The 657-nt window shown below is 61.9% G+C and carries 1 protein-coding gene; it reads right to left on the reverse strand.

Annotation, left to right across the window (positions count from 1 at the left end):
* Window positions 1–657: DNA repair protein RecN (locus OXG98_06975; GenBank protein ID MCY3771746.1), on the reverse strand; the 657-nt coding region annotated here is incomplete at both ends.

Raw genomic sequence — 657 nt, forward strand, 5'->3', positions numbered from 1 at the left:
CCAGACGCTCGGGATTCGGGCTGAGGCGCTCACCATATTTACGCAGGAAGAGCGCCGCCTCTTCGACCTGAGCCAGCCCGTCACTCAGGAGTGAGACTGCTTCGTTTAGGCCGGCATCCACCTGAACCAGGTCACGTAACTGCGCCACCAGTCGCCCGAGTTGATCCGTGACCGCGCTGTCGCTTTCCGTGAGTACTGCTTCACCACCGGACGCTGCCTGGTAGAGCCTTTCGGCGTGAACGAGAATGGTCCGTTCTTGCCGCAACTCCTCTTCTTCTCCGGGTCGGAGGGCGGCGTGGTGAATCTCATCAACCTGAAAACGAACGAAGTCCTGGCGGGTCTCAGCCGCCTCTTTGTCCTCGGTCAGCGCGCGCAAGCGCTCCCAGGCCCGCCGCAGGGTCTGGTAGCGGGTTGCCATTTCCTGGACGCGTTGCGTCGTATCAGCGAAATCGTCGAGCAGGGAGAGCGCCGAATCAGCCTCGCGTAAGACCTGCTGCTCATGCTGTCCATAGACGTGCAGCAGCCCGGCACTAAGCTGACGCAGCAGCGCAACCGTGGTCAGCGTGCCGTTCAGATACACCCGGCTCCGCCCGCTCGCCGTAATCACACGGCGGACGAGGAGTTCTTCCGCTTCAAGCAGACCATGTTCCGCAAAGA

Source organism: Gemmatimonadota bacterium (genome assembly GCA_026706345.1).
In the GTDB taxonomy this organism is placed as follows: domain Bacteria; phylum JAAXHH01; class JAAXHH01; order JAAXHH01; family JAAXHH01; genus JAAXHH01.